The organism is Brevibacillus sp. SYP-B805 (assembly GCF_011059135.1).
Taxonomy (GTDB): domain Bacteria; phylum Bacillota; class Bacilli; order Brevibacillales; family Brevibacillaceae; genus Brevibacillus_F.
In genome coordinates, this window is the sequence record NZ_JAALGD010000032.1 from 1 (window position 1) to 745 (window position 745).

Below are 745 nucleotides of genomic sequence, written 5' to 3' on the forward strand. Positions count from 1 at the left end.
GGTAACCGCAAGGAGCCAGCCGCCGAAGGTGGGGTAGATGATTGGGGTGAAGTCGTAACAAGGTATCCGTACCGGAAGGTGCGGATGGATCACCTCCTTTCTAGGGAGATTTGGTTGCTCACGCAACGCTCGCTGTTCAGTTTTGAGAGAGCATGAAGCGCTTGTTCTCTGCCACAACCGTTTGGGCCTATAGCTCAGTTGGTCAGAGCGCACGCCTGATAAGCGTGAGGTCGGCTGTTCGAGTCAGCCTAGGCCCACCATATCCGTAACATCCGGGGCTGTAGCTCAGTTGGGAGAGCGCCTGCCTTGCAAGCAGGAGGTCATCGGTTCGATCCCGTTCAGCTCCACCAATTTTCCAATATTTACAGCTTGATGGCGAGGCGGATGATGTGATACATTATTCCTTGTCGCTGTTAAGCAAGAATTGAAACACACTGTCTGGTGATGATGGCGGAGGGGACACACCCGTTCCCATTCCGAACACGGCCGTTAAGCCCTCCAGCGCCGATGGTACTTGTCCCGAAGGGGACCGGGAGAGTAGGACGTTGCCAGGCGGACACCCTAACAGGTGTCCATAGTTGAAGTTTTTTGTTCCTTGAAAACTGGATAACGCAAGTGTTGCTAAGGTTTTAACTGATGTACCAATGTGGTTAAGTTACTAAGGGCACACGGTGGATGCCTTGGCGCTAGGAGCCGAAGAAGGACGCAGCGAACTGCGATAAGCCTCGGGGAGCGGTAAGCACGC

General features: G+C 54.0%; 2 tRNA genes and 3 rRNA genes. All 5 read left to right on the top strand.

The window, feature by feature from the left end:
* Positions 1-100: ribosomal RNA gene (locus G3578_RS20625) — 16S ribosomal RNA — on the top strand; the annotation flags it as partial.
* Positions 101-183: 83 nt separating this feature from the next.
* Positions 184-260: transfer RNA gene (locus G3578_RS20630), tRNA-Ile, on the top strand.
* Between the two features lie 14 nt (positions 261-274).
* Positions 275-350 (top strand) — tRNA-Ala (locus G3578_RS20635).
* 87 nt (positions 351-437) lie between these two features.
* Positions 438-554, top strand: a 5S ribosomal RNA gene (gene rrf / locus G3578_RS20640).
* A 94-nt stretch (positions 555-648) separates the two neighbouring features.
* Positions 649-745 (top strand): 23S ribosomal RNA (locus G3578_RS20645); the annotation flags it as partial.